We start from the raw sequence: 19324 nt of genomic DNA, 5'->3' as shown, positions 1-19324 counted from the left end.
TTAAGGAGACTATTTCATGTTGCAGGAACAAACGATAGACTTAAATGATGAACGGCTTTCTTTGGTCGGAAAGGCTCTGTCCTCGGATATCCGGATCCGGATTCTCCGGCTGCTGGGCAAGGAGCCTTTGAATGTGAATGAGATCGCCGACCGGCTGGATATCCCAGCCTCCTCTTCCGCTATGCATGTCAAGGTGCTGGAGGAAAGCGGCCTGATCACCACATCCCTGAAACCGGCTACCCGGGGCTCCATGAAAATATGCTGCCGTCAGCTGGATCTGCTGCACATCTGCCTGGACCCTCCCGTGGAAGAGCCGCAGAAATCCGAGGTCATCAGTATGCCCATAGGAAGCTTTGTGGATTATCAGGTAACGCCCACCTGCGGGATCGTCAGCAATGAAGGGCATATCGATGAGGAGGATGAACCGCGTGTCTTTTATAATCCGAAGCGCTCTGAAGCCAAGCTTCTCTGGTTCGGCTCCGGGTATGTGGAGTACCGTTTTCCCAATGCCTCCCTGCAGAATATGCGTTTAAAAAGCATGGAGCTGTCCGCGGAGCTCTGTTCGGAAACCGTGGATTATAATCTGGACTGCCCCTCGGACATTACCCTGTGGGTGAACGGACTGGACGCCGGCACCTGGACCTGCCCGTCGGACTTCGGAGGCAGACGGGGCAAACTGAATCCCGACTGGTGGCCCAATAAGAATTCCCAATACGGGAAGCTCAAGACCTGGCGCTTTACCAGGAACGGGACTTATCTGAACGGCGTGAAGGTCAGCCTGCGCCCTCTGGAAGATTACGCCCTGGCCGACAGTCCTTATATCTCGGTACGGATCGGGATCAAAGAGGACGCCCCAAATATCGGCGGTGTGAATATCTTCGGTGACAGCTTCGGAGATTATCCTCAGAATATTGAACTTAAATTATTTTATTAACCACTATTTCTCATCAGATCAGGAGGTAACATCCATGATATGTTCCGATTTTCACTTACACTGCAGTTATTCCCCGGATTCCGACAGCACGATGGAGGAAATGATCCGGGGTGCCATACAAATGGGCTTAAAACGCATCTGCCTGACGGACCACCAGGACTGGGATTACGAAACCGAGGGTATGGTATGGCACTTTGACACGGATCCTTATGTGGAAGATTATCTGAAATATAAAGAAAAATACAGCGGACAGATCGAACTGCTTCTTGGCATCGAGCTGGGGCTTCAGCCTTATCTGGCGGAAGGCTACCGGGAATATGTACGGAAATATCCGTTTGATTTCATCATCGGTTCTTCCCATCTGGCTCACGGAAAAGACCCCTATCAGAAAGCCTATTTCGAGGGAATCACCGAAGAGGAAGGTTACCGGGAATATTTTGAGTCCATTCTGGAAAATATAGACGCATTTGACGGTTATCAGATCTATGGTCATCTGGATTATGTGGTGCGGTATGGGCCGAATCAGAACCGGTACTATTCCTATGAAGCCTACCGGGATGTTCTGGACGCGATCCTGAAGGCTTTGATTGACCGGGGTCTGGGAATCGAGGTGAACACTGCCGGTTATAAATACGGCCTTGGACAGCCCAATCCCCATCCCGATGTATTGAAACGATATCAAGAGCTGGGCGGGGAAATTCTGACGATCGGCAGCGACGCCCACAGGCCGGAGCACATCGCATATTCCTTCCCGCAGCTGGAGGAACTGTTGACCCGGTGTGGTTTCCGCTATTATACTGTGTTCCGGAACCGGAAACCGGAATTTATTAAAATTTGATAACAAAATGAAATTTTCTATAGAATCCCTTTTCAATTGTAAAAAATAGTATTACAATGTTGATAAATGCATAAACTAGATAGGAACAGGAAGGAGATTTTTATATGGCAAAGAAGGGTTGGGGCAAATTATTAGCCGCTACTGCGATTATTGGTACGGCAGCAGCCGCAGGCATCGCTTATTATAAAAAATACAGGCAGCTGTTGGATTCCTGCAAGGATGAATATGATGATGATTTCGATGATGATCTGGAAGAGGAAGACGAAGATGTGGATTTTATCGATGAGGAGCATGGCTCTTCCACAGCCTCCAGAGAATATGTACCGCTGAAATTTGATACGCAGGAGGAACAACCTGCCGAAGCGGATTCTCCTGCTGAGGCAGACTCTTCTGCCCAAAAGGATTCCTCTGTACAAGACGCAGGACAGGCGGATGCGTCCCAGGCAGAAGAAGCTCTCGCGGATGATGAGTTATCCGCTGCGCTGGAAGATACAGATGCACAAGATCTGGATATGGACGACGCAGATATGGAAGATGCGGCTTCCGCTCCTGGAACAGATGAAGAAGAACCCGTTGAGGAGGAAGCCGATTCTGATATCGAGGGGATCGAGCTGGAGGATGCTCTGACTCCGGAAGAGATCGCGGATCTGGAAAATGATCTTCCGGAATTCGATGATCTGGATCTGGACTTTGAATTGGATGAAGATTCCCTGGACGAAAAAGATTGAACCTGAAGCTCAGCCGTAATTTAGCAGCGTTTGCTGCAAATGAGCTATTGCTTTCATAAGAAAGGGTGCCGCACAATCATCTCTTTGAATGATTGTGCGGCACCCTTTCTTCTATATGATATTTAAGCCAGACTGCATTCTGGTATTTGTTTCAATCCACGCTCGGTAATTTCACAGAATACGACTTAAAGCCAGGCTACTTATGGTATTTAAAACCAGGCTGTATTTAAGATGTCCGTGGCCTGACAGATCTGCTCTTCACTCAGCGCCGCATATCCCAGTATAATTCCGGCCGACTGACTGCCGGCGCCCTCCCGCTGCGGTTGCCGCACGATATTTTCAGACAGCCCGTATACTTTTATCCGGTGCTCCCGGGCCGTGTCGATTAACTCTTTTTCCGTTCTTCCGTCCTCAAATCGGGCCAGCAGATGTACGCCTGCCTGCTCTCCTGATATACTGCACACGGCCTTCAGCTTCTTTAAATGCTCCACCAGAAGATCGTGCTTGCCCTTGTAGACCGTCCGCATCCGGTTTAAATGACGCTCAAAATGACCGTCCCGGATAAATACCTCCAACGTCCGCTGATCGATTCTGGAAACCGTTGATGAAAACAGCATGGCCGACCGTTCATATAACCGGCAAAGGGCAGGCGGCAGAACCATATAGCTGATCCGTATGGCCGGTGCAATGGATTTGGAGAAGGTTCCCAGATAGATTACCTTTCCCTTCCTGTCATACCCCTGCAGAGCCGGTATCGGCTTTCCTTTATATCGGAATTCGCTGTCATAGTCATCTTCGATGATATACCTGTCCTCCCGCTGTGCTGCCCACTGCAGCAGCTGATATCTCCTGCCGATGGGCATGACGATTCCCATTGGGTACTGGTGGGAAGGCATGACGTAGGCCAGATCGGCATTTGTCTTTTCAAGCTCCTCCACCATCATACCCATGGCGTCCATCTCCACAGCGCACATGGAGTATCCCAGATTTTCAAATACACAGTAAGCCTGCCGGTAGGTAGGGTCCTCCATCGCTACCTGCCGTTTTGTCCCCAACATGCGGGACAGAAGCATCAGCAGATAATCGTTCCCCGCACCGATCACGATCTGTTCCGGTGTACAGTTTACTCCCCGGGCCTGATGCAGATAACGCGCGATGGCTTCCCGCAGACCAGCCTCCCCCTGCGGATTTCCCAATAAAAACAGGTCTGTATGTTCCTCAGACAGGACCTGCCTGTTGATTTTCCTCCAGATATTGAACGGAAACCGCTCCAGGTCCACTCCATTCGGCGTAAAATCATAGAGAAAGTCTTTGCGCGGGTCACGGTCTTCCTTCTGCCGGATTCCGGGATTCTCATCCCAGCAGAATACCCCTTCTAATTGGCAGGCAAAATATCCCTTACAGGGTACCGCTTCTATATAACCCTCTGAGCGGAGCTGCTCATAGGCCAGATCCACCGTACTTCTGCTCACCGCGAGATGCGCAGCCAGAGCGCGGGCGGATGGCAATTTCTCTTTGTACCGTATCGTTCCCGCCTGAAGTTCTGATTTTATAAATTCATAGATCTGTTCGTAGAGCGGAGTCTTACTTTTACTGTCAAGCTCCATCGTCAGCTCTTGCATTATTTCGGGAGCTTGAATGAGCTCTTCAGTGAAACGATCCGGTTAAATACCAGAGCTTCCGGTCTGGAATCCTTGGCATCCACACAGAAGTACCCCTGCCGGACGAACTGGAAGCTGTCATAGGCTTTTGCCTCTGCGAATGCCGGCTCCAGCCAGCAATTCTCCAATACGGTCAGGGAATTGGGATTCAGATTCAGGGATCCGTCCTCGTTATAGACGCCCTTTTCCTCATCGATGATATTCTCGTACAGCCGCACCTGTGCCGGTATGGCCTGTGCCGCGGATACCCAGTGGATCGTCCCTTTTACCTTGCGTTCCGTGAAGCCGGAACCGCTTCGGGTCTTGGGATCGTAGGTACAGTGAATCTCTGTAATCCTGCCGTCCACGTCTTTTTTATAATCCACGCAGGTGACAAAGTAGGCGTTCATAAGGCGTACTTCATTGCCCGGGAACAGGCGGAAATATTTCTTCGGAGGTTCCTCCATAAAATCTTCCCGCTCAATGTACAGTTCACGGCTGAATGGAACTTTCCTGCTGCCCAGCTCCTCATTTTCCAAATTATTGGGCACATCGAAATATTCCACCTGGCCTTCCGGATAATTGTCGATGATGAGTTTCACCGGGTCCAGAATCGCCATCATCCGGGGTTTCTTCAGCTTCAGGTCCTCCCGGATGCAATACTCTAACATCGCATAGTCTACAGAGCTGTTGCTCTTGGAGACACCGCACAGATCCACGAACAGCTTGATGGATTCCGGTGTAAAGCCCCGGCGGCGCAGCGCGGCGATGGATACCAGACGCGGGTCATCCCAGCCGTCAACGATTCCCTCCTCCACCAGCTTCTTGATATACCGCTTGCCGGTCACTACATTGGTCAGATACAGCTTCGCAAATTCGATCTGCTTGGGAGGACATTCAAAACCAACCTCCTTCACCACCCAGTCATACAACGGCCGATGATCTTCGAATTCCAGTGTACAGATCGAATGGGTCACTCCTTCGAACGCGTCCTCCAGCGGATGCGCAAAATCATACATCGGATAGATACACCACTGATCGCCTGTCCGGTGATGGGAAATATGGGCCACCCGGTAAATAACCGGATCCCGCATGTTGATATTCGGAGAAGCCATGTCTATTTTCGCCCGGAGCACTTTTTCTCCGTCCGCGAACTCGCCGTTTTTCATTTTTTCAAACAGGTCCAGATTTTCTTCCACACTGCGGTTCCGGTATGGGCTGTCTTTGCCCGGTTCCGTCAGCGTTCCCCTGTATTCCCGGATCTCCTCCGCCGACAGGTCGCACACAAAGGCCTTTCCCTTTTTAATCAGGGTAACCGCCGCCTCATACATCTTCTGGAAATAGTCGGAAGCAAAATACAGCCGGTCTTCCCAGTCCGCGCCCAGCCATTTGATATCTTCCTTTATGGACTCCACGAACTCTTCCTTTTCCTTGGTCGGATTCGTATCGTCAAACCGCATGTTGAATTTTCCGTGGTACTCTTCTGCCAGACCGTAGTTCAGCAGGATAGACTTGGCATGTCCTATATGAAGGTATCCGTTGGGCTCCGGCGGGAACCTGGTACATACTGCGGTACAATGCCCTTCTGCCAGATCCTTCTCAATGATCTGCTCAATAAAATTTTTGGAAACTGTTTCTTCCATAGCGAATTACGCCCTCCTCGTTCCGATGATCTTCTGTTTTTTATTTTCCGGACTGCGGCGTTCCGCGTTTGAGGCCAGGTTGATGATACTTTGCGGCTGCGCTCAGACCGGATAAGGATACCGGCGTCTGTTACTCCGCCGGTATCCTTTCACTTCTCTTCAGAATGCTATATATCATCATATCATAAACCTTAGTATTGGAAAAGTATTTTTTCACAAACTCTATAAACTCTGCAAACCTACATTTTTCATCAGCTCTGCAAACTTCATGCCCCTGCAAGCTCCATGCCCCTGCAAGCTCCATGCCCCTGCCGCAATCCTGATCTGACAGAGCTCCCTAACAGGGCCTGGTCATGGGAATCCGGTTGTTCACTCCCTTGGACAGAAGAATCTGATGAATATCCACGATTCCGTTATCGAAGGAAGCCGCGCAGCTGCATAAGTAAAGTTCCCACATTCTTACGAACTCCGCATCGAACATTTCAGCGATTTCTTCCCGGTGTTTTTCAAAATTGTCTCTCCAGCAGAGAAGAGTTTTCACGTAGTGCCGTCTCAGGCTTTCCACATCCAGGGTATAATACCGGTAGTCACCAAACAACTGGATCATTTCCCGCAGGGAAGGTATCATTCCGCCAGGGAAAATATATTTCTTAATCCAGGGATCTCCCGGATGTTCTTTCAGCGCACTGATATAGTGCAGCAGGAACAGGCCGGATGGTTTCAGGACGGAGTCCACACTTTTTAAAAACAGTTCATAGTTCTGCCGGCCCACATGTTCCAGCATCCCAACGCTGACCACCCGGTCAAACTGCATACCGGAGCCGGCCAGTTCACGGTAGTCCATCACATACACCTGCACTTCCCCGCGCAGTCCTTCCTCCTCGATCCGCTGCCGGCAGGCTTTGCACTGTTCCTCACTGAGTGTGATCCCGATTCCCTTCACGTGATATTTCTTCGCCGCTTCGATCAGCATATATCCCCAGCCGCAGCCAATGTCCAGCAAAAGCATGTCTTTCTCCAGCTCCAGCTTATCCAGCGTATGGTGGATTTTTCCCATCTGCGCCTCATAGAGCGTATCCTGAGGCTTCGCAAAATATCCGCAGGAATAGGACAGCGTCTCGTCCAGCCACAACCGGTAAAAATCATTTCCGATATCATAATGAGAGGATACTTCCGCTTTTTGGTTTTTCATAGAGGTGGAGGTGTGGATCAGCTTATGGAGCGCTGTCTTGTTGGTCATGAACCGTTCCATCTGGCCCAGGAACAGATCCAGCGCCGCGAAGAGGTCTCCTTCCACCTCCAGATCCCCCTTCATGTAGGATTCCCCCAGCGCCAGCGAGGTACTGGTCAGCAGCGCGGTTTTTGAGATCGGGTTTCGCATCACAACCCGGAATTTTGGGTCTCCGGCTCCGATCCGGTATTCCTTTTGGTCCACCGCCACACAGAATGGCACCTGATCAAATTTTTCCAGATATTTAACGATATAATTCATTTCTTGTTTCATGCTTGCTCACTCCTTTGTTAGAGTGTTGCAAGAAATTGGTAAAATTATACATTATGATATCCATAAATGGTCCACAAAATTATCAGGACAGATCCTCGATCAATACCGTCAATATACCTCCGCAGACCATTCCCTCTTCTTCCGCCACATCACCGGTTAAGTCCACAGTAAAGAACTCATACGCACCTGTGCCGATCAGCTTCCGCGCGCGTACGATCACCTCGTGTTCGCTGCATCCCCCTCCGATACTGCCGACCAACTGTCCGGTGGAATAGACCACCATCTTCGCACCTGCTTTTCTGGGGGTCGGGCCTTTGGAGGATATCACGGTTACTGCTGCTCTGGGACCTCTGCCTTCTGCCGCCAGTTCAGACAACACCTCAAAATCCACATCGGAACCGTTTACGATCTTATGATTTTTCTCAGCCTCCGTCACTTCGCAGAGCCTTCTCTTGCTGATCAGCTGCGACACGATGGAGATTCCTATCTCTTCTGGTGTCAATGCTCCGATATTCAATCCGATCGGAGCACACAGACGCGAAAGAGTTTCTTCCGTACAGCCTTCTGCCCGCAGCATTTCCCTGATCCCGCTAACGCGCCGCTTTGATCCGATCATACCCAGGTAATAGGGCTGTGTTCCGTTTAAGATCATCCGCAGGCAGTCCAGATCGTATCTGTGCCCTCTGGTGAGAATCGCCACATAATCGTAAGCTGTGATCTGCAGTTCTTTTATTGCTTTTGGGAAAGCGTCACAGATTACATGCCGGGCCAGCGGAAAACGCGCTGTGTTGGCGAACGACGGACGGTCATCCACAACCGTAACTGTAAATCCAACTCTGGCGGCGAATTCCACCAACGCTAAAGCCACATGGCCTCCGCCCAGTATGATCAGCCGCTCCTCCGGAAAAAATGGTTCCCGGATCGTGACGGTTCCGTCTGTCTCTTCTACGGTAGTCATGCCATTTGGAAACAGAGCGGCAAATTCCTCTTCGCTTTCAGATGGCAGGAACAACTTTTCGGCCGGCTTGCCGGCATCCGCGGCGTATTTGGAAAGGATCTGGCAGCAGGTGCCTGCTTTGAGTACGGATAATAATTTTTGATACATTGATTGCGTATTCACAGATTAATTCCTCCTTTTATAGCTTTGTTTTTAATTTATCCCTTTGGTCTTATCTCGCTGGCCTCTGATCTCTTTTGCTTTTTATCTCTCTTGCTTTTTATCTCTCTTATTTTTTATCATGCTGTTCTTCCGTTACCCGCTGTCTATCCTATATTTAATATAAACTTCGTACGATGTGTCATGGATATAGATTATTAAAAATATAATTATGCTAATCTATTTATAAATACTAACATACTATACAAAAAAACTCAAAGAACAAGGCCGGCTACTGTCGTAAGACAAAAATGCTTTCACTTTTCACCCCGATAACAGAAGCGGGTGCCGCTTCATCATCTATTATAATGATTTTACGACACCCGTTTTGGGAATTGGTTTGAAGTTAAACTTATTATCTTTTTTTGTATATGGCCCCGATACCTTCTTTACGTGCATTATGCCGCTGGTTTTGGTTTTCTACTTTTACTTTATTCGTGATGCTGTTGAATTCTTCATTTTCTTTTTTCCGGGCCTGGACTTCCTGGTCTTTTCTGTTTTCTGTTTCTTTTTGGCTCATGTTTTCCTCCATGCGTGCGTTTGTTAGCACAATTAGTAACCCATACAGGTATTTTTTAAACTTAGCACATAAAGGTATTTGATATATATCCTACAGGTGGATTTGTAATAAAAGCTTTCAAATTAGATATAGGCGGACATTCGTTCAACCTTTATCGCTTATACTAGTATTCCATTTTTACTTTCAATATATGTGGTATAATATACATGGAAGCTTACGGTCAGCAGTAAATGAAAAAAAGACTTTCAAGAGATAAATTCCCTGGAAAGTCTTTCGATAAGCTGTCAACGAGAATCGAACTCGTGACCTCAGCACTACCAATGCTGCGCTCTACCGTCTGAGCTATGACAGCGTGTTTCAGCAACCTTGTATACTATACTATATGCTGCCACTAATTGTCAATATCATTTTTCCAAAATTCTGTATTTTTTTTACACAATTCGATAAATTTATAATTGCCGATGCATATGGCTGATTCTTTATCACGATTCTTAAACATACTTAAAATATTCGACATCTCTTTTTCTTTATGTTAAACTTATTACTGGTTTGTTAAGAACAGATTTCCGCCGTCTTTCAGGAATTGACATCATGGAATTTACTTTTACTTATAGAAAGTTCGGAAATGTATAAAAAATCATCTGAGCAGGAGTTGAGCTATTTTCTATGAATAGTCAAAAGGATAAAGATACTTTTATGTTAATGACCTTCCGGTCTTTTCTGTCCAATACGCCGGATCTGATTTTTATAAAAGATACCGACCTGAATTATATCTTTGCATCCCAGGCTTTCGCTAATATGGTCGGATATCAAAATGCGGATGCTCTGTCCGGTAAATCAGATTTTGATATTTTTGAATGGGATCTGGCTGAACGTTACACACAGGATGATCTCAGGCTTCTTGAAAGCGGAGATCCAATAAAAGAGCAAATCGAACCAATCCCGGATCAGGACGGACGGAAAAGCTATTCCTCCACTTCAAAATTTCCGATTAAAAATCAAGACGGAAAAGTGATCGGGATCTATGGGGTAGGCCGCGATGTAACCGCTCAGGTACAGCTGGCGGAGGAAAGAGAAAACCGCAAGCTGTCCAGGCAGATGTTTGAAGGCGTGATCGAAGCAGATTTGACCTTAGACAAATTATTGCTCGCGGAAGGCAGCTCCTTATCCCATAGCATGATAAAAACCGTCTCCTTTTCGGAAGCCATGAACTTTTTGGCTGCCCACATAATACACAAAGATTATGCAGAAGCATTTGTGGATTTTTTTAATGTTGAATTAATGCTGAACCAATATAAGGAAGGAAAAAGGGATTTAAGCCTTATTACTTACATATTAATAAGCAGGGGAACTTATAAATGGATGGAATTCAAGGCCCGCCTTTACTTCTCCAGAATAACAAACACTTTACGAATTACGATTGTTTTAAATGATCTGGATGAAGAAATCCGCGATAAAGAGCGTTTAAAAATAAAATCGGAAATCGACACTCTGACCGGCCTCTATAACCGGGAAAGCACTATCTCGCAGATTATCGAATGCATCGGAGAGAATGAACCTCAGAAAAACCATGCTCTTTTATTTATTGACCTGGATCATTTTAAACAGGTCAACGATCAGCTTGGCCACCCCTTTGGCGATACTGTCCTGCAGAAAATAGCGGAAATGTTAAGGCTGCTCTTCCGGAAAGATGATGTGATCGGCAGAATCGGGGGAGATGAATTTCTGATTCTTCTTAAAAATGTCACCTCACAAGCGGATGCTAAAAAGAGGGCTTCCATGATCTTTCAGACGGTACCTCTGTATCAAGTGGAAAACAATAAGGAACTCTTTGTATCTTGCAGTGTAGGGGGCGCTATGTATCTGGGGAATGGGAAAACCTTTGATACCCTGTACCTTGAAGCGGATCAGGCTCTGTACCGGGCAAAGAAAAAAGGCCGGAATACTATTGTCTTTTACGATTCATAAAATAAAATGTTGACTTTTATTTTAATGGAGATCCGATTGGGTCTCCTATTTTAATGAAGATATTGATGTAAAACGGTGCATCCAAAATAATCTTCCATATTAGTAGTCATATATATATTATCGTTTTATCCTATACCCCTATATATTTATATATCTTTTTTTCTTTATATCTTTATTTCTTTATCTTGCATCCTCTACGGAACTATTCTAAAATTCCACGAAAAACAAGCCCCATTAAGCAATAATTACAAATCTTGTCAATCTATGACTTTCCCCAAATAACACCATTGTTTCAATCCACGCTCGGTAATTTCACAGAATACGACTTTTATTGCTGCGTGCCTTGACCTCATGTCAGTGGGGGATACCGATTTCTCTCCGCCCACCACTGCCGTTAATCTTGTTTTGGGTGATTCATCTCGCCACCTGCAGAGGTGAGAGAATTCTCACTTATTTCGTTAAAATTCAATTATTAAAAACACCATATTAAATGTGCTTAAATATAGCTTGAATGAAAAAGGAAGTTCTACTCTTGCCAACTGGAAATTAAATTTTCATTTCTACACACTTGAAATATATAACGCTTTGTAATTAATATTATAGAACATACGTTCTGATAAGTCAAGACCTTAACTACATTATTATTATTTTATTTCAAAAAACATTAGGACTCATTCACTTTATGTGTCAAATTCAAAGAATAAAATGTAACAAAATTCTATATTTATTTTTAATTATCTTACATATTGACACGTATTGTGTTTCGATGTATTATAATCGTACGTATGTTCGTTTTCCATTATTTACCAACCCGCAGCTGACAGCAGAATGGCGAATGAACTATCTTATAACGATATCTGGAAGGAGAAAATAGAATGGAACACACAGCGAATCACCCCGGCCCGAACCCCAGTCCCAGAATCCGTCAGACTGGACTTCCGCCGGCCGAGCTCACCAACGAGCAATGGCAATACCTTTTTACGGATCTCAAGCAGCACACCGTACCATCCGGTAACTCGAAAATGAAAGGCGGAAACAGCCATATCCGCATCAGCGGTATTTACAGCCTGCCGGAATCCGGTGATACCCAATACCAGCGCTACAAATATTACATAAATGATGTACTGCGCCAGATCCGAAAAGGAAACATCGAATACTGCTACTACATTTACCAGATCTGCGATCTTCTGAGGTATGAACACGACACTTTGAAGACACGTTACGAACCGGCCGGCCGTTATTTCGAAGTCTGGCTTTAGACAAAAAGGGAGGTACTTTCTATCCATGCATGCACCCAAATCTTATATCGTTCGGAAATTTCCGCTGAAATTATTAATCGATCATGAATTCCGCCTGCAGCTCTCCCCACAGGAGGAACAGCGCTATCATATCAAGCAGCAGGACAACCAGTTATTCCGCCAGATCCGGCTGGTTACCGGGGACAGCCGCGACTATCTGCCCTATCTGATCTTCGTGAACTGCAAAGGCGGCAAATCCTATGCGGAGGAGCTCTCAGTCCTGATCAGGGACGGTCTGTGGCTGAACGGCCGCAAATACCTGTTAAGCGAGCGCTCCGCGTCCATGACCCGCACCTCGATCTTAAGCTTTATCGATTCCTCCATCGAAACCGAAATAAACCGAAGAGTCACGATGGATCTTCACATGGATCAAACCGTCCTGTCCAAATATTATGCATACCGGGGACTTTCCCTAAGCTCCTGCCACTGCCTGGAGGGCTGGCTTCCAAAGATCGTCATCGTCCCGGATTATGAGAGGGTGATCCCTTCCCAGCATATCCGTTACGCAGCCGATCACCGCAGCCGGTTCACGGACCGGGACGGGATCGAACGGGACTGGGTTCAGAAGGAAATCGAAGAAACTACCGCGGATATCCGTATCAACGTCTTTGACGGCAGCGGAATCCATCACCCGGCTGTCACCGCCATGGTTAAGGAGCTCACCGGCAGCCGGACTGATCCCACCACGATCCTGTGGAGAGCGCCGTTCATCAAAGGCGTGACCAATCAGATGGACTATGAGGCCTTTTACCGGGAACGAGGCGTGGACCATATCGTGGATATCTGGGGACAGGCCCATGATTTCTCTCAGCCTATGATCCTCATGACCGAATCGATGTACAAAGGAAAAAAATATTTTGAGAAGGCTCAGGATTACAGCGACTGGGAACGTTATTGGGAAATATTCAGAAAATACCATCACTGCATCGGCGCCGCAAAATGGAATTACTCTGTGGAGGAAGAGCCGCTCTATACCCGGGCGAATTACCAGATCCTGCAGGATCTCAACCTTTCCTACCAGGAATTCGCCGGTCTGGCACGGGAATCCATCCGCTGGGCGGAACGCATCGTAGAGGGAGATCCCTTTACGGCCTGCTGCTTCCTCGGCCTGTTCGCCGATTCCCCGCCAGAGACATGTAACGACTACAGCAAAGCCGTTCTGAAAAATCCTGAAATGCTGAAGGAAGACGGCGTGCGAAACTATCTGACCATCCAGCTTCGGAAGTACCGGGATGAATTCAAATGCGGCAAGCTGTATCTGAAATCCACCTTTAAATTCCTGGTCGCCGACCCCATTTTACTGATGGAACATATCGGCGGACTGGAACCGGTGGGCGCCCTTAAGAGCGATGAGTTCTATTCCTTTGACATACACGGCACTTACCGGGGGAAACGGCTGATCGAACGGAATCCCCACATCTGCCGTTCCGAGCACGTGCTCCTGAATGCCGTTACCAGTGATCTGCTGGAAAAATACTGCGGCCATCTGGCCAACACCTGTATCATCAACGGCCTCAGTATAACCCCCCAGCGTCTGAACGGTGCGGACTTCGACGGGGATCTGGTGCTGGTCATCGATGAGCCGCAGATGATTCAGGGTGTGGACCCGGATATTCCGATCGTGATGGACCGGGAGGACAAGGTCACTGCTATGGAGGAGCCCGACACACCGGAAGCGCGGGCAGATATGATCCTTCGCACCATGAACAATCTGATCGGCGAAACCAGTAACTGTGCCACCGCTTATCACAACAAAACGCCGAGGACGCAGGAACAGAGGCAGCTCTACGATTCCTATATCGATCTTCTGAGCATCATCAATGGAAAGGCCATCGACTATGCCAAAACCGGGGTATTTTATCAGATACCCAGAAATATCGCCAAATACGGACGGCCGCTGCCCTATTTTATGAAATACGCCGGACCTTATTATGCCAAACTAAAGGAATTTTCCCAATCCCGCAGCAATATGAACCGGCTGTGTAAGGAATTAGAGAAATGGGACAAAACCATCCGTTTCACAAAATCCAGTCAGGACTTTAACTACAGAATTATGTTAGATCCGGATATCACGATTCCGTCCGGGTTATTTCCGGCTGTGGAGCAGATTTATCTGGACTTCTGCCGGGAGATGCAGGAGCTGGGCAAAGAGCAGTCCATGATCCACCAATATGACAAATACAAAGAGGAGCTGGAGGGCTGGCTTACACGGGAACAGGCGAATGAATTCCAGATAAACTGGCAGTTTTATTATAACAAATATCAGAAGGCCTGCCGGGATGTCTGCCCCGATCCGAAAGTATTAGCCAATATCGCGGTATTGCTATGCTATGAAAAATATCCGAACAAAAACAAGAAATTCATCTGGAGGGTGGCCGCAGACGGGCTCCTCCAAAATATCCGCACACAGAAGGCAGAATTTCCGCTGCAGGATGAGCAGGGCGATTATGAATACCTGGGCAAGCGGTATCGTCTGTCTGCTTACCAGCACACGTTTTAAATTAATCAGGATCAAAAAGTTAACCGTTAACCCGGATTCAAATATCGCAATGGAACGATCAACCCAAATCGAACGGAGGAATAAATATGATAAACGAAAAGCAGGAAGCACTGGACTATTTACAGGGAAAACATATTCAGGAGGACAATATGTACCGGACCTGCCTGATTATAGCGCGCTATTACAAAGAGGAGGGATTAAAGCATGTAGATATCCGCAATGCCATCTTCCACTGGGCCAGCCAGTACCACATTTACATAAAACATGACCTGAACGCCATCATCACCTATGTGATGAGCAATCCTCTCCCGCTGCAAATGAAAACCGTCAAAATCAATCGGAAAGACCGGGATACGATCAGCCGGATCACGAATAACCCCAAAACAAGGCTGGTGGCTTTGGCGCTGCTGTGCTATGCCAAAGCATTTGGAAATAAAAACCGGGAATTCAATATTTCCTCCGTATCCCTGGGTGCGTGGATCGATATGCACCGTTCCCAGCTTAAACGGCGTTATATTCAGGAACTGATCGATTTTGAATATCTGGAAGAACTGGAAAAACCCAAAAACAATTATACCTGGTCCACTCCGCAGAACACGAAGTACCGCATACAGGCTTCGCTGCACAACAGCGGAGAATATGAGCTGGTTCAAAATGACATCCACAAATTATATGAAAATGTGTTTTCCTGACTGTTTATGAATACTAGAGATAAGTGCAGGCAAAATGTGTACATCCGGTGTGCGATTCTGGCGCGCCATAACGCGAACATACGTTTTGTATGATTCGATATCAAAATCACACTTCTGTTCTTTCTTCTGCCATACGTAAGCCGCCTCCCTGCGATAACGGGATACGGCTTCCGGCAGCTCTTCGGCATACATCCGCAACGCCTCATCAACAACCGGAACAAACGCAGCGGGATGACGGAGGCCGAAGAGCTGCCGGAAGCCGTATCATTGTTTTCCAAATTATGAACAGGAACAACACAAATACAAATAGAAAGTGAGTGAAGCCATATTATACCAATTACCCAAGCCGAATGTTTCTATCTTAGAAGCCACGGTATCTTCTGCCCCATGACAAATAAAACACACAAATACAAGAAGTACTACATGATTGAAAACAGGAAGAACCGTAAACTGCTGGAAGAATACCGGCAGACCCATTTGCTGAATTGTCAGCAGGACCCTATTCGCTAAATGTAAGGCGCAGTATTCATGTGCCAATGGAGGTAAATATGAAAATCAATTGGAAAGTACGATTTAAAAACAAAACATTTGTTATCGCTTTTATCACAGCCGTCGTGGCTTTTATTTATCAGGTTCTTGCGCTGCTGGGGATTACCCCGGCTGTGGCTCAGAATGATATCCTGTCCCTTCTCCCGCTGCTCGTTAACATGCTGGCAGGCCTCGGCATACTCATCGACCCCACCACGAAGGGGGTAAATGATTCCGGCCGCGCCCTTACCTACGAAGAACCAAATTAAGGAGGCATACGCCAATGGCAAATTGTATGAATTTATCCAGGCTTAAAGAGGCCGTGATCAACGAGATCCGCAATGACCCCGCCGTGACAAAAGAACTGGGCGACACCGTGACTGCCAACGATCCGTATGGGCAGTTTTTGTTTGATCACCAGAAAAATCCGGCCGCCTGGGATAAGACAGCTACCTATCTGACGGTGCAGCTGCACATTCCAAAAGTCAGCGAGGATAAGAAATGGCTGGTCCCGACTCTGGAACTGCAGATTATTTCCCATGAACAGCATTTAGCGGCCGCCGCAGGTTCTGATCCGGAATTCCGCAACCGGAATGACTATCTGGCAGACCTGCTGACCCAGAGATTCCACGGACGAAATGACCTGGGCAGTTTCGGCCCGTTTTTGCTGACTTCTGATACGGAAGGCGTGTTGGAAAATAACTGCCTGTACCGTAAGCTGCTGTTCGAAACCAGCTGTCTGAACAGTTACTGTGAGGACAGGGGGTAGGTAGATTGGAACGATCAGAAGCAGCCGTCGATGAACTATTGCTCTACCGGGGGGCGGATTATCCGCTCTCCGGCCAACTTCTCATCCATCAGCCCACTCTGGACGAGATCTGTATGTATGGAGAAAAAGAATATTATCAGATGGTGATCACACTTTGCAGTGTCCCGGCTGATTTAAAATGGCAGCTCTGGGACATGGGGATCGATTATACACAGATTGACGAGTTTCAGCTCTTCTACAGTTTTCTCTCCAAATACTACAGCCGGGAACAGACCGGTATCCTGTTGGGGGATCTGGATCTGCAGCAGTTTGAGCCGTTTGTCCATGGGGAAACCAGGGAGGTCGTTATGTATAACAGCGCACAGGATATTGTCATAGACGCTGCGTTATACGGGGAGTTGACAGATTATCTGCGTCAGATGCACGGCCTCACCAAAGACGAGAAGAAACCGGCCAATGAGACCACGAAGCAGATCCTGATCGAAGATGCCAGAGAAGAGTATCTTCGGTTTAAAGATAAACCATACCACAGTCATTTGAGGAACCTGATCTCCGCAATGGTCAACAGCGAAGGATTTAAATACAATCTGGATCAGGTATGGAACATGAAAATCTATGCCTTTATGGACAGCGTGAAACGGATCGCTAAGATCAAGAACGCGGGACTTTTGTTGGAAAGCGGCTATTCCGGCTTTGGGATCTCGCTCAAGGAGATCAATAAGAAGGAGCTGGACTGGATGGGAGATCTGGAATAAGTAATTAAGATATTTTAAGAAATAAGTCGGCCGCAGTCAGGGACTGACGCGGCCGGTTTATATAAATCGGATGCCGCAAACGGTAATCCAAATAAAAAACAAGGAGGAATTCAATATGGAATTCAATTTTAACCCCAATGAGTTAATTCTCGAAAGGATCAGAGCGGTAGAAGCCTATAATCCCGCTACAGACGAATTAATCGGCAGACTGACACAGATCGAAGAACCGGTTCTGGAGACGTCCGCCACCGCCCTGGACGTGGTAGACGCCATGGGAACCCCGATTCACACATTCTACAATGCACAGCAGGGTAAATTCAGCGGAAGCAATTCCCTGTTCTCCCTGGATCTGGCTGCCAGCCAGTTCGGCGCTGAGAAAGTAGTCGCTACCGCAGATAACAAGATTACGATGTATGCTTCTGAGACCGTCACCATCGGATCGGACGCGACCGTAGTTCTGAAGCATGTGCCCGTAGGTGCATCCGGCGCGGAAATCAAGTATGTCAAAGTGATCAACGATAATAACACGTTTGGCGAAACTTATGAAGTAGCCGCTGCTGCTGGCGCAGGCAAGTTTACTCTGGCCGCAGCTACCAAAACCATTACTTTACCCGAAGGTACAACCGGACGTGTATTCGTAAATTATGCTTACGAAAGTGATAACGCCGTATCGATCAGCAAATCCACCGATAAGATTCCGGAAGTGCAGAAACTGCTCATCCATGCCATCTTCCATGATCCCTGTGATGCGAATCTGGTATACGCCGGTATTATCGTCTGCCCGAGAGCGCAGCTGGATCCCACGGCGATCAGCCTGTCACTGAAATCTGACGGAAAGCATCCGTTTACTTATTCCCTGAAGAAACCGTATTGTGCGGATTCTGCTAAGCTGTTTGATATTTTGGTGTCCAGAGATTAATTAAAATGGACTGAGTGCCGGAATGTTCGATCGTGTGTATTTCGGCACTCAAACAAATGAATGCATCAGGCATTTTATCATGGGTGGTAATGGCTAACAAATTTCACCCTTACCTGAATGTGCGTGAATACATGCGCAAGTAGGATGATTGAACAAAAAATATTCACTCATGCCGATATGCGCAGTAAAGTACGCATGGAGGAAAATATGGATTATATAAATGCGCACTGCGCGATCTGCGGCGCCGGATACCACGTCTGCCAAAGCTGTCTGGAAACCAGGCAGTTCAAACCCTGGCGGACGGTTACGGATACGGTCAGCCACTTTAAAATCTTTTCGATTCTGCATGACTTTGAAATCCGCTCTGTGGGCCGCCAGGCGGCCCGGGATGCGCTGACGGAATGCGATCTTTCTGATCTTGACACCTACCTGCCGGAGATTCAGGCCAGAATCGAGGAGATTCTTCATTCATAATTTCGAATGCACACGGTTACGAACATTCGATTTTCATAAATGAGTACATGGGCAACCGCTCTATATTGAATAGTGATTTTTCCTTTGTTTCTATGTGGGCTGTACGGAACGCTATTCGCTTTTCGTACAGTCCATTTTTTACGAAATTGTTGAAGTTTCGTTTGGAGCTTCATTTGGAGTTTCGTTTGGAGTACGTTTGGATTATTCGTTTATTTTAAAATTTTATAATTAATAAGGAGTGAGCAGCCATTAAAGAATATTCGGAAATGTTCCATAGGGAATATGAAATCGAGGATACGGTGCGCATCGTGAATACGAAGCAGGCGGGGATGTATATAAAGCATAATATTCCGCTTGTAGATTTGTTTTGGTCAAGGGATACGCTCGTGTTTGTATTTAACAGGGAGGATACGAAAAAGGCTTATGAGCTTTGGTGCAGACATGAGCTGTATTGAGCT

The 19324-nt window shown here is 47.1% G+C and carries 20 protein-coding genes and 1 tRNA gene; 14 read left to right on the top strand and 7 right to left on the bottom strand.

The features are described from left to right. Positions 1-16: 16 nt before the first annotated feature. From ABC831_RS06970 to ABC831_RS06960, 3 genes are all read left to right on the top strand, one after another. Complete coding sequence (locus ABC831_RS06970) at positions 17-934, top strand: ArsR/SmtB family transcription factor (RefSeq protein ID WP_343247502.1); 918 nt, start codon at positions 17-19, stop codon at positions 932-934. A gap of 34 nt (positions 935-968) precedes the next feature. Continuing rightward, the gene (locus ABC831_RS06965; RefSeq protein WP_343247501.1) at positions 969-1772 is read left to right on the top strand and encodes a histidinol-phosphatase HisJ family protein; all 804 of its coding nucleotides are present in this window, start codon (positions 969-971) and stop codon (positions 1770-1772) included. A 104-nt stretch (positions 1773-1876) separates the two neighbouring features. Further along, positions 1877-2500, top strand: coding sequence for a hypothetical protein (locus tag ABC831_RS06960; protein WP_343247500.1), 624 nt, complete (start codon positions 1877-1879; stop codon positions 2498-2500). 209 nt (positions 2501-2709) lie between these two features. Here the strand turns inward: ABC831_RS06960 and pdxR are convergent, their stop codons facing one another. The 7 genes from pdxR to ABC831_RS06925 form a co-directional block, all read right to left on the bottom strand. Then, positions 2710-4122: a MocR-like pyridoxine biosynthesis transcription factor PdxR gene (gene pdxR, locus ABC831_RS06955; protein ID WP_343247499.1), complete on the bottom strand. Its 1413-nt coding sequence runs from the start codon at positions 4120-4122 to the stop codon at positions 2710-2712. Next, a complete protein-coding gene (locus ABC831_RS06950; RefSeq protein ID WP_343247498.1) occupies positions 4122-5783 on the bottom strand; it encodes a glutamine--tRNA ligase/YqeY domain fusion protein in 1662 nt (553 codons plus the stop codon). Before ABC831_RS06950 ends, pdxR begins: the two co-directional genes overlap by 1 nt. A 130-nt stretch (positions 5784-5913) precedes the next feature. After that, positions 5914-6087 (bottom strand): hypothetical protein, encoded by a 174-nt coding sequence (locus ABC831_RS06945; protein WP_343247497.1) that lies wholly within the window; start codon positions 6085-6087, stop codon positions 5914-5916. 33 nt (positions 6088-6120) lie between these two features. Continuing rightward, positions 6121-7287, bottom strand: a complete 1167-nt coding sequence (locus ABC831_RS06940; protein ID WP_343247496.1) for a class I SAM-dependent methyltransferase — start codon at positions 7285-7287, stop codon at positions 6121-6123. 82 nt (positions 7288-7369) lie between these two features. Beyond that, positions 7370-8407: an XdhC family protein gene (locus tag ABC831_RS06935; protein WP_343247495.1), complete on the bottom strand. Its 1038-nt coding sequence runs from the start codon at positions 8405-8407 to the stop codon at positions 7370-7372. A gap of 391 nt (positions 8408-8798) precedes the next feature. After that, positions 8799-8963 carry a hypothetical protein gene (locus tag ABC831_RS06930; protein ID WP_238727539.1) on the bottom strand — a complete coding sequence of 55 codons (165 nt, stop codon included), beginning with the start codon at positions 8961-8963 and terminating at the stop codon, positions 8799-8801. Between the two features lie 279 nt (positions 8964-9242). Further along, a tRNA-Thr gene (locus ABC831_RS06925) sits at positions 9243-9315 on the bottom strand. Between the two features lie 314 nt (positions 9316-9629). Between ABC831_RS06925 and ABC831_RS06920 the strand changes: the two genes are divergently transcribed. The 11 genes from ABC831_RS06920 (at position 9630) to ABC831_RS06870 (ending at position 19321) form a co-directional block, all read left to right on the top strand. Then, positions 9630-10931, top strand: a complete 1302-nt coding sequence (locus ABC831_RS06920) for a sensor domain-containing diguanylate cyclase (protein ID WP_343247494.1) — start codon at positions 9630-9632, stop codon at positions 10929-10931. 875 nt (positions 10932-11806) lie between these two features. Then, entirely contained in the window at positions 11807-12190 is a 384-nt protein-coding gene (locus ABC831_RS06915) for a hypothetical protein (protein WP_343247493.1), read from the top strand. A 25-nt stretch (positions 12191-12215) separates the two neighbouring features. Then, positions 12216-14729, top strand: coding sequence for an RNA dependent RNA polymerase (locus tag ABC831_RS06910; protein WP_343247492.1), 2514 nt, complete (start codon positions 12216-12218; stop codon positions 14727-14729). Between the two features lie 86 nt (positions 14730-14815). After that, on the top strand, positions 14816-15421 hold the full coding sequence (locus ABC831_RS06905) for a hypothetical protein (protein WP_343247491.1): 606 nt from the start codon (positions 14816-14818) through the stop codon (positions 15419-15421). Positions 15422-15808: 387 nt separating this feature from the next. Further along, positions 15809-15931 carry a hypothetical protein gene (locus tag ABC831_RS06900; protein ID WP_343247490.1) on the top strand — a complete coding sequence of 41 codons (123 nt, stop codon included), beginning with the start codon at positions 15809-15811 and terminating at the stop codon, positions 15929-15931. 38 nt (positions 15932-15969) lie between these two features. Beyond that, on the top strand, positions 15970-16218 hold the full coding sequence (locus ABC831_RS06895; RefSeq protein WP_343247489.1) for a phage holin: 249 nt from the start codon (positions 15970-15972) through the stop codon (positions 16216-16218). A 14-nt stretch (positions 16219-16232) separates the two neighbouring features. Further along, positions 16233-16718: a hypothetical protein gene (locus ABC831_RS06890; RefSeq protein ID WP_343247488.1), complete on the top strand. Its 486-nt coding sequence runs from the start codon at positions 16233-16235 to the stop codon at positions 16716-16718. A 5-nt stretch (positions 16719-16723) separates the two neighbouring features. Next, positions 16724-17473 carry a hypothetical protein gene (locus ABC831_RS06885; RefSeq protein WP_343247487.1) on the top strand — a complete coding sequence of 250 codons (750 nt, stop codon included), beginning with the start codon at positions 16724-16726 and terminating at the stop codon, positions 17471-17473. 115 nt (positions 17474-17588) lie between these two features. Then, positions 17589-18392 carry a hypothetical protein gene (locus ABC831_RS06880; protein WP_343247486.1) on the top strand — a complete coding sequence of 268 codons (804 nt, stop codon included), beginning with the start codon at positions 17589-17591 and terminating at the stop codon, positions 18390-18392. Positions 18393-18599: 207 nt separating this feature from the next. After that, on the top strand, positions 18600-18866 hold the full coding sequence (locus ABC831_RS06875; protein WP_343247485.1) for a hypothetical protein: 267 nt from the start codon (positions 18600-18602) through the stop codon (positions 18864-18866). Between the two features lie 266 nt (positions 18867-19132). Beyond that, positions 19133-19321 (top strand): hypothetical protein, encoded by a 189-nt coding sequence (locus tag ABC831_RS06870; RefSeq protein WP_343247484.1) that lies wholly within the window; start codon positions 19133-19135, stop codon positions 19319-19321. Positions 19322-19324: the final 3 nt, after the last annotated feature.

It is taken from the genome of Diplocloster hominis (assembly GCF_032380655.1).
GTDB classification, from domain to species: Bacteria; Bacillota; Clostridia; order Lachnospirales; family Lachnospiraceae; genus Diplocloster; species Diplocloster hominis.
This window is presented reverse-complemented; position numbering and strand designations above follow the sequence as displayed.